General features: G+C 54.7%; 12 protein-coding genes. 7 read left to right on the plus strand and 5 right to left on the minus strand.

Annotated features, from left to right (window positions below):
• Nucleotides 1–45 precede the first annotated feature (45 nt).
• From dnaQ to nudC, 5 genes are all read left to right on the plus strand, one after another.
• Entirely contained in the window at nt 46–822 is a 777-nt protein-coding gene (gene dnaQ / locus AACY09_RS11700; RefSeq protein ID WP_339488163.1) for a DNA polymerase III subunit epsilon, read from the plus strand.
• Nucleotides 823–955: 133 nt separating this feature from the next.
• On the plus strand, nt 956–3,211 hold the full coding sequence (locus AACY09_RS11705; RefSeq protein WP_339488165.1) for an Orn/Lys/Arg family decarboxylase: 2,256 nt from the start codon (nt 956–958) through the stop codon (nt 3,209–3,211).
• 409 nt (nt 3,212–3,620) lie between these two features.
• Nucleotides 3,621–4,433 carry a crotonase/enoyl-CoA hydratase family protein gene (locus AACY09_RS11710; protein WP_339488166.1) on the plus strand — a complete coding sequence of 271 codons (813 nt, stop codon included), beginning with the start codon at nt 3,621–3,623 and terminating at the stop codon, nt 4,431–4,433.
• Nucleotides 4,434–4,483: 50 nt separating this feature from the next.
• Nucleotides 4,484–6,160 (plus strand): ferrous iron transporter B, encoded by a 1,677-nt coding sequence (locus AACY09_RS11715; RefSeq protein WP_339488167.1) that lies wholly within the window; start codon nt 4,484–4,486, stop codon nt 6,158–6,160.
• Nucleotides 6,160–6,990, plus strand: a complete 831-nt coding sequence (gene nudC / locus AACY09_RS11720; protein WP_339488169.1) for an NAD(+) diphosphatase — start codon at nt 6,160–6,162, stop codon at nt 6,988–6,990. Before AACY09_RS11715 ends, nudC begins: the two co-directional genes overlap by 1 nt.
• On the opposite strand, the gene AACY09_RS11725 is transcribed toward nudC, so the two are convergent.
• On the minus strand, nt 6,958–7,737 hold the full coding sequence (locus AACY09_RS11725; protein ID WP_339488712.1) for a TSUP family transporter: 780 nt from the start codon (nt 7,735–7,737) through the stop codon (nt 6,958–6,960). The two genes, nudC and AACY09_RS11725, sit on opposite strands and share 33 nt — an antisense overlap.
• 95 nt (nt 7,738–7,832) lie before the next feature.
• Between AACY09_RS11725 and AACY09_RS11730 the strand changes: the two genes are divergently transcribed.
• Complete coding sequence (locus AACY09_RS11730; protein WP_339488171.1) at nt 7,833–8,480, plus strand: hypothetical protein; 648 nt, start codon at nt 7,833–7,835, stop codon at nt 8,478–8,480.
• A gap of 55 nt (nt 8,481–8,535) precedes the next feature.
• Here AACY09_RS11730 and AACY09_RS11735 read toward each other — a convergent pair whose 3' ends face one another.
• The 4 genes from AACY09_RS11735 to AACY09_RS11750 form a co-directional block, all read right to left on the minus strand.
• Nucleotides 8,536–9,303: an SDR family oxidoreductase gene (locus AACY09_RS11735; protein WP_339488172.1), complete on the minus strand. Its 768-nt coding sequence runs from the start codon at nt 9,301–9,303 to the stop codon at nt 8,536–8,538.
• 25 nt (nt 9,304–9,328) lie between these two features.
• Nucleotides 9,329–10,396 (minus strand): phosphotransferase family protein, encoded by a 1,068-nt coding sequence (locus AACY09_RS11740; RefSeq protein WP_339488173.1) that lies wholly within the window; start codon nt 10,394–10,396, stop codon nt 9,329–9,331.
• A gap of 364 nt (nt 10,397–10,760) precedes the next feature.
• Nucleotides 10,761–11,072 carry an SCP2 sterol-binding domain-containing protein gene (locus AACY09_RS11745; protein ID WP_339488174.1) on the minus strand — a complete coding sequence of 104 codons (312 nt, stop codon included), beginning with the start codon at nt 11,070–11,072 and terminating at the stop codon, nt 10,761–10,763.
• 55 nt (nt 11,073–11,127) lie between these two features.
• Nucleotides 11,128–11,838 carry a histidine phosphatase family protein gene (locus AACY09_RS11750; protein WP_339488175.1) on the minus strand — a complete coding sequence of 237 codons (711 nt, stop codon included), beginning with the start codon at nt 11,836–11,838 and terminating at the stop codon, nt 11,128–11,130.
• A 362-nt stretch (nt 11,839–12,200) separates the two neighbouring features.
• Between AACY09_RS11750 and sohB the strand changes: the two genes are divergently transcribed.
• A complete protein-coding gene (sohB, locus tag AACY09_RS11755; RefSeq protein ID WP_339488176.1) occupies nt 12,201–13,220 on the plus strand; it encodes a protease SohB in 1,020 nt (339 codons plus the stop codon).
• Nucleotides 13,221–13,264: the final 44 nt, after the last annotated feature.

Raw genomic sequence — 13,264 nt, forward strand, 5'->3', positions numbered from 1 at the left:
ATCCCCTATGTTAAGATTTAGCCTGAGTTCAAAGGTGGATACGCGATGACGGTCAACAATCAAGCAGCTGATAGAAAAGTAGTTCTCGATACCGAAACCACGGGTTTGTCGGTCGCCGAAGGCCATCGGATTATCGAGATCGGTTGTGTTGAAATGGAAGGACGGCGCCTCACAGGTCGCCACTTCCATGTTTACTTGCAGCCTGATCGTGAAATTGACGAAGGCGCTATCGCGGTTCACGGTATCACCAACGAATTTCTGGCGGATAAGCCACGTTTCAAGGACATCGCCGAAGAGTTTTTTGAGTTCATCAAAGACGCGCAGCTGATTATTCACAACGCGCCATTCGACGTGGGGTTTATCAACAGCGAGTTTGTGTTGCAAGGCCGTCTGGATCGCTCAGACCTGACGGATCATTGCTCCGTGCTCGATACGCTGGTGATGGCGCGGGAGCGTCACCCGGGTCAGCGCAACAGTCTTGATGCGCTATGTAAGCGTTACGATGTAGACAACTCGGGTCGTGATTTGCACGGCGCATTGCTCGATGCTGAGATTCTGGCCGATGTCTATCTGGCCATGACCGGTGGCCAGACCAACCTGTCGCTGGCGGGCGATGGTTCGGAAGGCGATGGCACCGGCGGGCGTCAGCAGCCTACGGCTATCAAGCGGTTGTCTGCGGATCGGCCATTGACCAAAGTGATCGCTGCCAATGATGCCGAGCTTGAAGAGCATGCAGCGCGTCTGGCGGTCATTGAAAAGTCCGCGGGCGCGTTGCCGTTGTGGTTGCAAATGGAACAGCCTAAGGCCGATGCAGAGTCCTGATTGCGACTTGGCTGATTTATCAGCGCGCGACCTTTTCGTACAGCGTGAAGCATAGGGGGTTCCGTCAGCGTGGCGCAGCCTCTAACCTGAGGTGATAGACAGGCCGTGGTCTGTCACTTTCAGGGACATCACAATGCATAAAGATCTAAAGTTTCCTGTACTGATTGTGCACCGCGACATCAAGGCTGACACGGTCGCGGGTGATCGCGTGCGGGCAATAGCCCAAGAGCTTGAGCAGGACGGCTTCACCATTCTGTCCACCGCCAGCTCGGCAGAGGGGCGAATCGTGGCCTCAACCCACCACGGTTTGGCTTGTATCCTGGTAACCGCCGAGGGTGCCGGGGAAAATAAGCATCTGCTGCAAGACATGGTCGAGTTGATTCGCATCGCCCGCGCCCGTGCGCCGCAATTGCCAATCTTCGCCCTGGGTGAGCAAGTCACCATTGAGAACGCGCCGGCCGAGGCCATGGCTGATCTGAATCAGCTGCGCGGCATTCTCTATCTGTTTGAAGACACCGTGCCCTTTCTCGCCCGCCAAGTCGCGCGGGCCGCACGTAATTACCTCGATGGTCTGCTGCCGCCGTTTTTCAAGGCGCTGGTGCAGCACACTTCGCAGTCCAACTATTCTTGGCACACTCCGGGACACGGCGGCGGCGTTGCGTATCGCAAGAGCCCGGTGGGGCAGGCGTTCCACCAGTTCTTTGGCGAAAATACCCTGCGCTCGGATTTGTCAGTTTCAGTCCCTGAGTTGGGTTCTTTGCTCGATCACACCGGCCCGCTGGCTGAAGCCGAGGCCCGTGCAGCGCGCAATTTCGGCGCTGATCACACCTATTTCGTGATCAATGGCACATCAACCGCCAACAAGATCGTCTGGCACAGCATGGTCGGTCGCGATGATTTGGTCCTGGTCGATCGCAATTGCCATAAATCTATCTTGCATTCGATCATCATGACGGGCGCGATCCCGCTGTACCTGTGTCCTGAGCGCAATGAACTGGGGATTATCGGGCCAATTCCGCTCAGCGAATTCAGTCGCGAGTCGATTCAAGCAAAGATCGATGCCAGTCCGCTGGCCCGTGGCCGCGAAGCCAAGGTCAAGTTGGCCGTGGTGACCAACTCAACCTATGACGGGCTCTGCTACAACGCAGAACTGGTCAAGCAAACCCTTGGCGACAGCGTTGAAGTGCTGCACTTTGACGAGGCGTGGTTTGCCTACGCGGCCTTCCACGAATTCTATAGCGGCCGTTACGGCATGGGCACCACGCGCACTGAAAACACGCCGCTGGTTTTTACCACGCACTCGACCCACAAGCTGCTTGCGGCATTCAGCCAGGCCTCGATGATTCATGTGCAGGATGGCGGCGTACGCCAGCTGGATACAGATCGTTTCAACGAAGCTTTTATGATGCATATTTCAACGTCGCCACAGTACGGCATCATCGCTTCGCTCGATGTGGCTTCGGCGATGATGGAAGGCCCTGCCGGGCGTTCGTTGATTCAGGAAACCTTCGATGAAGCCTTGAGCTTCCGACGGGCGCTTGCCAACCTGGGGAAAAACCTCAGCGTCGATGATTGGTGGTTCACCATCTGGCAGCCACCTCAGGCCGAAGGCACGGTTGATATAGCCACTGAGGATTGGGTACTTAAACCCCAGGCAGATTGGCATGGCTTTGGCGATATTGCCGAAGACTATGTGCTGCTGGACCCGATCAAGGTCACCTTGGTCATGCCCGGACTCACCGCCGGCGGCAAGCTGGACCAGCGCGGAATCCCGGCAGCCGTGGTCAGCAAGTTTCTGTGGGAGCGAGGCTTGGTGGTCGAGAAAACTGGCCTGTATTCCTTCCTGGTGCTGTTCTCCATGGGCATTACTAAAGGCAAATGGAGCACCTTGCTCACTGAGCTACTTGAGTTCAAGCGTAGCTACGATGCCAATTTGCCCCTGAGCAGTGTCCTGCCATCAATCGCCAAAGTGGGCGGCGCGCAGTATCAAGGGCTGGGGTTGCGTGATCTGTGCGATGCACTGCACAACTGTTACCGCGAAAACGCCACGGCTAAAGCCCTCAAGCATATGTACACAGTGCTGCCTGAAGTCGCGATCAAGCCAGCAGATGCCTATAACCAATTGGTTCGTGGGGAGGTGGAAGCTGTGCCAGTGAGTCAATTAGAGGGGCGTGTTGCTGCAGTAATGCTGGTTCCTTATCCGCCGGGCATTCCGCTGATAATGCCGGGCGAGCGTTTTACCTCGGCGACCCGGGCAATTATCGATTACCTGGAGTTTGCCCGGCGCTTCGATGACAGCTTCCCAGGCTTCGATGCAGATGTGCATGGCTTGCAGCGTCGGGAAGAGGCGGGCGGGGTGGTGTATACCGTGGATTGTATTCAGCAGTGATGCGATGCCAGGCTGAATGAAATCTACTGCGCTCCCGGATACGGGGTAAAAAACAGGCCAGTAATACTCGGTTTGATCACCTGAAGGCGAATGCGATCCCGGTGTTTTCGCCAGTTAAGGCCTTGTCTTGTCCTTGCTCGTGGCGAGTTCACGCACCCTGCGTGCTGCGGGCTTTAAATCGGGGCGGGTTGCTGCTTGGCAGTCCGCTGCCAGCAGCCGATAGCTGGCAAAGGCTCGATTGCCGCCAGATCAATATGTTAGCCGCGCTTATCAATGTCATGCTTTAGCCCAGAAGGTGGCCTGCGTCACACCGGATAGGATCGACATTTATGCCGTCCTTGATATAGTTGGGCGGTTATTATTAGAAGAAAAATTTTGCGCGCTTCGTCTGCCGCTGAGGAACCAAGCCATGGCCGAATACAAAGCCTTTCAGGTTGAATTGGCAGATAAGATTGCCCATGTGCAAATTAACCGCCCGGATAAAATCAACGCTATGAATGCGGACTTCTGGTCGGAGATCATTGAGATCTTCCGCTGGATTGATGTCACCGACGAAGTTAGGGTTGTCGTGCTTTCAGGGGCTGGTAAGCATTTTTCATCCGGCATCGACCTAATGATGCTAGCTCAGGTCGCCAGTGATTTAGGCAAGGATGTTGGGCGTAACGCCGAAACCCTGCGCCGCAAAATTCTTGAGTTGCAGGCCTCGTTTACGGCTGTCGATTTATGCCGCAAGCCCGTTCTGGCTGCCATTCAGGGCTATTGCATTGGCGGTGCAATTGACTTGGTGTCGGCGTGTGACATGCGTTACTGCACCGAAGATGCGCAATTCTCGATTAAAGAAATCGATATGGGCATGGCCGCAGATGTCGGCACTTTGCAGCGTCTGCCGCGCATTATCGGGGATGGCATGATGCGTGAACTGGCCTTTACCGGGCGCACTGTCGATGGCCGCGAAGCCTGCAGTATCGGTTTGGTTAATAGCACCTACACAGATCAGGCTGCATTGCTTGAAGGCGTGATGCAATTGGCCAGGCAAATCGCTGAAAAATCCCCTGTGGCAATCCGCGGCACTAAAGAAATGATCCGCTACATGCGCGATCATCGTGTCGATGACGGCCTCGAGTATGTAGCGACCTGGAACGCCGCGATGTTGCAATCGGCTGACTTGCGTGTGGCCATGGCTGCCCATATGAGTAAGCAAAAGCCGGAGTTTGCCGACTGATGCAGTGCCCGCAATTTTTGATACCCAACGCGCGGGAGGCGCAATAGCTCATGGTTTCCGGTGCGACTTCGCTTAACCTCGTTCGTGAAGAACTGTTTGCAACTATGTTTGAGGCCGAATCGAGCCTTGAGCAGTTTATCCTCGAGCGCCACAACGGCAGCTTGCTCCAGCAAGCTGTAGAGAGTTTGCATCAGGTGCGTGGCACGCTCAATTTGATCGAATTGGCCGGTGCTGAACTGCTGGCGCAAGAAGTGCTCGATCAGGCCACTGATATTCCGGCTGGCGCGGGTGAAGAGCGCGACGTGCAGATTGCCGCGCTGAGCAATGCCCTGCATGTGCTGCGTCGTTATCTTGAAAATGTTGATGCCCATCGTCAGGAAATGCCCGAGCTATTGCTGCCGGCAATCAATGACCTGCGTAAGGCGGGTGGTCAGCATGCCTTGCCTGAAAGCTTTTTCTTCAGTGTGCGCCTCGATCAGCCGCGTCCACGTACCGCGCCTGTCGCGCTCGATGGTGCCGCAAAAGAAGTAGAAGGTCGCCGCCTGCGCCAGATGTATCAGGTAGGCCTGCTTGGGTTTATCCGTGAGCCAAACCCGCAAGGCAGCCTCAAATTGATGACCCGGGCCATGCAGCGCCTTGATGGCTTATATGCCAATGAGCCGCGGGGCCGGTTGTGCTGGATCTGTGCCGCCGCATTGGAGGCGCAGAATGAAGGCTTGTTGTTATCCCGTCAGCCGCGCAAGCAGCTGTTTGGCCGGGTTGACCGCGAGTTGAAAAAAATCTTGCTCAATAGCACCTATGAGCCGCCGCGCAGCTTGCTCAAGGAGTTGCTTTACCTGGTTGCCTTGTCCGACAGCGCAGGCCCGCAGGTTTCTGCCCTGCGTGATGTCTTTGGGTTAACCGCGCTGCCATTTACTGATCACCTTATTGAACAAGAGTCACAGCGATTAGCGGGCCCCGGCAAGTCAGTAATGCGCTCGCTGAGCGCGGCGATTCGTGAAGAACTTTCCAGCGTCAAAGACATGCTCGACCTGATAGAGCGTGGCACCGTGCAGGCTGATGTGCTGAGCAATCTGCATGCGGTGCTGGGCAAAATGAGTAAAACCCTGGGCATGGTTGGGTTGAGTTCTGCTGGTAATTCACTGAGTGAGCAGGTGCTGATCGTGGCGACATGGCGCGAGGACGTTGTGCCGGCCTCCGCTGAACTGCATAAGCTGGCTGATACCATTCTGTATGTAGAAGGCATGGTTTCCAGTCTGGATGCCGAGCAACCGCGTATGCGTCCTTCGGTGGAGCCGCAGCGAAGCGAGGCCGAGCTGTTTGCCTATCATCAATTGCTCGAAGCGCGAATTGTGGTTATAGATGAGGCCCAGGCGGGGTTGGCCTTGAGTAAGCGGGCAATTACCGCTTACCTGGAATCCAACGGTGATCGTATGCACCTGTCAAATGTGCCATTTAGCCTGCAAGCAGTCAGGGGCGGTCTGTGGTTCCTCGGGCAAGAGCGTGCTGCTGAGTTGATCGGTGCATGCGCCACCTATATCCAAACTCAAATGGTGGATGCCACCCAGATGCCAAGCGAGCACATGCTCGAAACCCTGGCTGATGCGTTGAGTAGCCTTGAGTATTATCTTGAGGCCGGAGCTGTGATGCAGGAGCAAACCCGTCCGAGTGTGCTCGATCTTGCGGCTGAAAGCGTGCGCACGCTGGGCCTTTCGGTAGCGGCCTGATGAGTACACGTTGGCTTCCTTCCATTGTCGATCATGTTCAGCCGGGTGGCTGGGCAATCGCACACTGCAAGCAACATTTCTTGGCTGACAGTAATGGTGTGTTGTTTCCACGTGAGTGGCTGAAAAAACAAGACATCGAGGTGATTGCCGAGCACGGCATTGGTCATTTCGACGGTGACTCCATCTACCTGCTTGAGATCGATCAGCCCATCGAACTGGCCGATTTTAGCTGGCAGAGTTTGCGCCAGTTTATGCTTCAAGGTGATGCGGATATGTTCCGCTTGCTAAGTTACGCGGCGCAAATTGGTACCTGGTCTCGTGAGCATCGTTATTGCGGCAGTTGCGCAACCGCTATGGAGCAAGTGGCCAATGAGCGCGCGATGCAATGCCCGCGCTGCGACTTGCGTCATTACCCACGCTTATCGCCGAGCATGATTGTTCTGGTCACTCGGGGCGATGAAATCCTGTTGGCGCGCTCGCCGCGTTTTGTCACAGGTGTGTACAGCACGCTGGCGGGTTTTGTCGAAGCCGGGGAGTCGGTTGAGCAATGCGTCGCGCGTGAAGTGATGGAAGAGGTCGGCGTCTCGGTTAAGAACATTGAATATCTGGGCAGTCAGGGCTGGCCGTTCCCGCATTCACTGATGCTTGGCTTTCATGCCGAATATGCCGCCGGCGATATCGTCATGCAGCCAGAAGAAATTGAAGACGCGCAATGGTTTGACGTACATGACTTGCCGCCATTACCCGCCGGCCGCTCAATTGCCCGCTACCTGATTGACGTTTATGTGGCGCGCCGCTTAGGCATGCCCGAACCAGTGCTGCCAGGCTAGGCGCGCGGTCAGCGCCAAGACCACTAAAATGAACACCGGGCGGATAAATTTAGAGCCGCCCTTGATTGCGGTGTGCGCGCCTATATAGGCGCCAACCATTAATGCTGAACCCATGCATATACCCAACACCCAAGCCACCTGGCCGCTGGCGATAAAGATCGCCAGCGCGCAGATGTTGCTGACAAAGTTCATGGTGCGGGCGACGCCGCTGGCGCGAACCAGGTCAAGGGGGTAAAGCAGCAATGTGCTGACTGTCCAGAACGCACCTGTGCCTGGTCCGGCAACACCGTCGTACAGGCCCAGAGTGATACTTTGCGGCCACTGTCGGTGTTTGGCGATTGGTGCATTGGGATCAAGCGGTACATCCGGCGTTTTGCCGAATAGCAAATACAGACCACAGCCAAACACCACCACCGGCAGCATCTGGTTCAGCCACTCGGCGGGGAGCCATTGCGCGATAGCTGCACCAAGCAGGGCACCGAATGCTGTACCGATTAACGCATTGCGCCAGTTGATCGGGTTAAACAATTTACGCCGGTAGAAGGTATAACTGGCAATTGCTGCGCCAAATGTCGAACTGAGTTTATTGGTGCCCAGCACCAAATGGGGCGGTAAACCCACTGTGAGCAGTGCTGGAATGGTGAGCAAGCCGCCACCACCGGCAATTGCATCAATAAAACCGGCGATAAATGCGACACCCACCAGAATTAGTAAAGTCGTTGGCTCAACAGCAAGCTCAAAAGGCAGTAGCATAAGAAAAGAAGACCTGTGTCCGGTTCGGTAGGCGGTGATGCAGTCGCTGCGCATAATGCCAGCATTTTCATCAATAAGGGATGTGCTTGATGCAATACGATGGCTTGGCGTGGGCAACAGCGCTGTTGGCGGTATTAGTCGTGCTGGTGGCGGCGCGCATTTTGTTTGGCGGCAATTGGTTGCTTGGTTGGCTGCGCGGCACCTGTGGTTTGGCTTTTTTGGGCTTGGCCGCCTTGGTGGGGCTGGTAGCTTACGACCTGTATAGCTATTCACCGTTGCCTGCAAAGGGGCCGCTCGCCACCCTGAGTTTCAAAGCCGATGGTGAGCGCTATCAAGTCCAAATCAGCGAGAGTGGGACCACGCACAATGTGGTCATCCAAGGTGATTTGTGGCAGTTGGATGCGCGCTTGCTGCGTTGGAAAGGCATTGCCGATCTGATCGGTCTCGAACCGGGCTATCGTCTGCAGAAGCTTACGGGTCGCTATTTGGCAATTGAGCAGCAGTCGATGTCGCAACACGCCCAGGTTGAACTGGCGCAGAGCCCGTACGGCATTGATTTGTGGCGCTGGCTGCGCTTGGGTAAGCATGATCTGCTGATGTTTGAACCCCAGGCGCTGCGGGTGACCTATCTGCCGATCGCAGACAACGCCCAATACACAGTCAGCTTGACGCCGACCGGGCTACTTGCAGAGCCACTCAATGAGCCTGCTAAGCAGGCGCTTAAAGACTGGAAGTGATCGCAGCGAGATGCAAAAAGGGGCCTTCGCGGCCCCTTTTGCTTGCGGATCGTTGTTAGGAAAGAAAACCGCCATCAACGTTTAGTGCAACGCCGGTGGTGTAGCTGGATGCATCACTGGCCAGGTAAAGCACGGTGCCAGCCATTTCGCTTGGGTCTGCTACGCGCTTGAGCGGGATACGTTGCAGGGCGATTTTGAGAATCGCGTCGTTCTTGGTCAGTGCCGAGGCAAACTTGGTGTCGGTTAAACCTGGCAGCAGCGCATTGCAGCGAATACCGAACTGCGCGCATTCCTTGGCAAATACCTTGGTCATGCTGATCACAGCAGCTTTAGTGACCGAGTAAATCCCTTGGAATTCGCCGGGGGAGACACCGTTAATCGACGCGACGTTAATGATGCTACCGCCGCCGTTTTGCTTCATCAGCTTGCCGCCTTCGATGGACATGAAGTAATAGCCGCGAATGTTGACGTCAACGGTCTTCTGGAAAGCAGAGAGGTCAGTGTCGAGCACGTTGCAGAATTGTGGGTTGGTCGCGGCGTTGTTGACCAGAATATCCAGACGGCCGAACTGCTCACGAATCTGTGCGAACACATTTTGGATCTGTTCCATTTCGCCAATATGGCAGGCAATGGCAGTGGCTTTGCCACCCTCAGCGATAATTGCATCGGCAACGGCCTGGCAGCCATCAATCTTGCGGCTGGATACAATCACGTGAGCGCCTTGCTGGGCCAGAAGTTTGGCAATGGCTTCACCAATGCCACGGCTCGCGCCGGACACGAATGCGATCTTGCCGTCGAGGTCGAACAGTTGCGTCTTGGACATACAATTCTCCTGAATTAGGGTTGGCTCAGAGCTGTGATTTATTGATGACCTGCAGGCTCATTTGCTCGAGCAGCTTGTTCATCTGGATAAACTGCGCGAAGCGTTTATCCTGAGTCTGGCCATGGAAAAAACGGTAGTAAATCTGCTGGACGATGCCGGCCAGACGGAACAAACCATAGGTGTAATAAAAGTCGATGCTGGCAATCTTGATTCCGGCGCGTTCGGCGTAGTAATCGGCGAACTCTTGGCGCGTAAGCATTCCCGGGGCGTTACTCGGTTGGCGACGCATAAGTTGCATGGGCGCCGAATCGGTAGCTTCGATCCAGTAGGCCAGGGTGTTGCCCAGATCCATCAGCGGGTCGCCGATGGTGGTCAATTCCCAATCGAGTACGCCAATGATCTGCATGGGGTTGCTCGGGTCAAGAATGACGTTATCGAAGCGGTAATCGTTGTGAACGATGGCAGACTTGTGGTGATCGGCTGGCATTTTATCCTTTAACCAAGCCTTGACCGGCTCCCACAGAGGGGCATCGGGGGTCAGGGCTTTTTCGTAACGATCCGACCAGCCGCTTATTTGTCGCTGCACATAGCCTTCTGGTTTACCCAGGTCACCCAAGCCGCAGGCTTTGTAATCGACATTGTGCAGGTCGACCATCTTGTCGATAAAGCTCATGCACAGTTGACGTGTTTTGTGCTCGTCGAAGTTAAGTTCGGCGGGGATGTCCGAGCGCAGAATGATGCCATTGACGCGCTCCATGACGTAGAACTCTGCACCAATGACGCTTTCGTCTGTGCAATGCACATAGGCTTTGGGGCAATAAGGAAAGCCGTCATTGAGCTGATTGAGAATGCGGAACTCACGGCCCATATCGTGGGCCGATTTGGCCTTGTGCCCGTGAGGCGGACGGCGCAATACAAATTCTTTATCTGGGTATTCAAGCAGGTATGTCAGGTTCGAGGCGCCGCCCGGAAACTGGCTGATTCGCGGTGTGCCAGTCAATTCTGGAATGTGTGCCTTGAGATAGCTGTCTATAGTCGCTGCATCAAGTTCTTCGCCTTCGCGAATGCGGGTGGACTGATCAGTAAGCGCCATGCTTATCCCTTTTACTTATGATTAGGGTCCGAGATTATTGACTAATCTAATACCGAGTCTGCGCGCCCACAAGTAATTCGCATCGTTATAGATGGGGTTGTTTCTGCTAAATCAAGGTGCCTGATTCTTGAGCTATTCAGGGCGCGTGGTTAACGGCCGGTCGAGGGCTGTATCTTCGATATCAAGGGTGATGGACAAAATTTGGCTTGCACTGCCTGCGTGTCGGACCTGTGCGTATTCAGGCAGAAAAAAACCGGAGCCTGGGCTCCGGTTCTACAGGTGTCTGCATAACCGCCTTGATGAGTATCACTGTGCCCGGCGCTTGAGTAACAAGTCGTCTGCTCAGCCAATCATCGAGCGGCTATTAAACTGGGAACAGCTCGCCCAGTTTCATTGCCAGCATCATGTCGCCTTCAGCGCGCAGTTTGCCCGCCATAAATGCTTGCATACCGTCAGTTTCGCCGCTGGTGATGCCTTTCAGGGTTTCGGTGTCCATGATCAGGGTCACGTTGGCATCAGCGCTTTCGCCTTGGTGAACGGCACAGGTGCCGTCTTTCACGACCAGATAGTGGTTCTCGCCATCTTCGATGTTGAACTGGAATACCAGATCCAGGCCAGCTGCGGCACCGGCGTTGAACTTGGAATTCATGGTTTGGACGATGTCTGCAACGCTCATGGTGTGTTCCTTTATTTTCAAGTTTTTATTGCGCCAGGGCGCATGAGTTCAGAACTCATCGGTAGGTGATGAGTTCTGGGGCCTTCTCCAGCGTTAAATGCACATTGCTGTTGAAGGAAGCCAGGCTCACTTGCTTGCCACGAAACTTCAGGCAGCTCAGTGAGGTATTTACGATTTGCCAGTTAAGCTCAAAGGCTTTGTCTGGACGTATACCGGTGATCAGTTGGAGCAGGGCGGTGATAGTGCCGCCTGAAGTAAAGACTGCAATGTTTTCTTTGTTATGGGCGTTTTCCAACACGCGATTGAGCCCTTGTTCAACCAGGCCCACAAAGCTCAACCAGCTCTGTAACTCTGGTCTGTCATGTTCGCCGCTGATCCACCGGCCCATCAGCAAGGCAAACAGCCGCTGAAATTCGTTACGTTGGAGTTTGCCATTGCGCAAGATATCAAGCGCAGCGGGCTCCTCCGATAAGATGTCCGGGACAAGGGCGCGAATAACCGCTTCGGCATCAAACTCGTTAAATGCGGGCTCGATCTGCAGAGGGGGGGCGGCTAAACCACATTTACTCAAGGCCTCCATGGCCGAGGTGGCTGTGTGTCGTTGGCGGCGCAAGCTGCCGCTGAAGCAGCGGTCAAGCTCAATACCTTGAGCGCCAAGGTGCGCGCCTACAATTTCAGCCTGGCGGATTCCGATGGGCGAGAGTACGTCGTAGTCATCTGTGCCGAAGGAGGCCTGGCCATGTCTAATCAGGTAAATTTTGCCCACGTGCGCTGATATCCAGGTACGTTGAAGTTTAGCGAGGGTATGAGCTACACAGGGATACTGTCAACGAAAAAACATACGCTTGTTTGAATCTCCATGTTGCGCTGCTGCCCGCACTGCGAAGTTGCAAGGAACTGGTTAATTCCTGCAGCCTTGGCACTGTAATAGCTGATGCCGCGCAGCCGGCCTAGCACTTGAGCCGTGCTGTATGGGCTGGCATCAGTCGTTGTGATCTGATTTGCGCGATTAAACCCGGTTGCTAGGCGTTGCTGGGGGACATCGGTATGCTTGTCTAAGGAGTCTCCGACAGCGGTTTGGGAAGAACCCCAGGCGTTGTCGTGATGAACATATTTTGAGGAAATGACGTGGATTTTCTTGCTGATTACGCAGGTTTTTTAGCCAAAACAATCACTGTGGTTGTGGCAATTTTAGTCGTGCTGCTGGCCATCGGTGCTGCACGGAGCAAAGGGCGACGTGCCCCTGGGCAGTTACAAATCAAAAAGTTCAATGACTTTTATAAACAGCTGCGTCATGGCTTGGAAGCATCTGTATTAACCAAGGATCAGCTGAAAAAACAGCACAAGGCCGAAGCAAAAGCCGCTAAGCAGGAAAAGAAATCACCTTCGGCTAAATCCCGTGTATTCGTGCTGGATTTCGATGGCGATATCAAAGCCTCTGCGACCGATAATTTGCGCCACGAAATAACCGCACTATTGAGTATTGCGACGCCTCAGGATGAAGTTGTTGTCCGTCTAGAGAGTGGCGGCGGCATGGTCCACAGCTATGGTCTGGCGTCCTCACAGCTTGTGCGTATTCGTGAAGCGGGTGTGCCCCTGACTATCTGCATCGACAAGGTGGCCGCCAGCGGCGGTTACATGATGGCCTGCATTGGCGAGAAGATAATATCTGCGCCATTTGCGATTCTAGGATCCATTGGCGTGGTGGCGCAGCTACCGAATGTCCATCGCCTGCTGAAGAAGCACGAAATTGATTTTGAAGTGTTAACGGCTGGCGAATACAAGCGCACCCTGACCGTGTTTGGCGAAAATACCGACAAAGGCCGGGAGAAGTTCCAGGATGATCTGGAAACCACTCACGAACTGTTCAAGGGCTTTGTATCGCGCTATCGCCCACAACTCGATATCGATGCCATCGCCACGGGCGAAGTCTGGTTAGGCATGGCGGCTCAGGAAAAGCTATTGGTTGATGAGCTGAAAACCAGTGATGAGTATCTGGCCAACAAAGCCAAGCATGCTGAACTGTTCCACCTGCATTTTTCCCAGAAGAAAAGTCTGCAAGAACGGGTTGGGATGGGGGCAAGCCTTGCGCTCGATCGCTTCGTGTTGAACTGGCTAAGCCGCCTCAACCAGCAGCGGTTTTGGTAGGCAGTCGATTCAGGTACTGCCTGCAACGACGCGTGGCAGTAACC

The organism is Pseudomonas sp. EL_65y_Pfl2_R95 (assembly GCF_963971045.1).
GTDB lineage: Bacteria > Pseudomonadota > Gammaproteobacteria > Pseudomonadales > Pseudomonadaceae > Aquipseudomonas.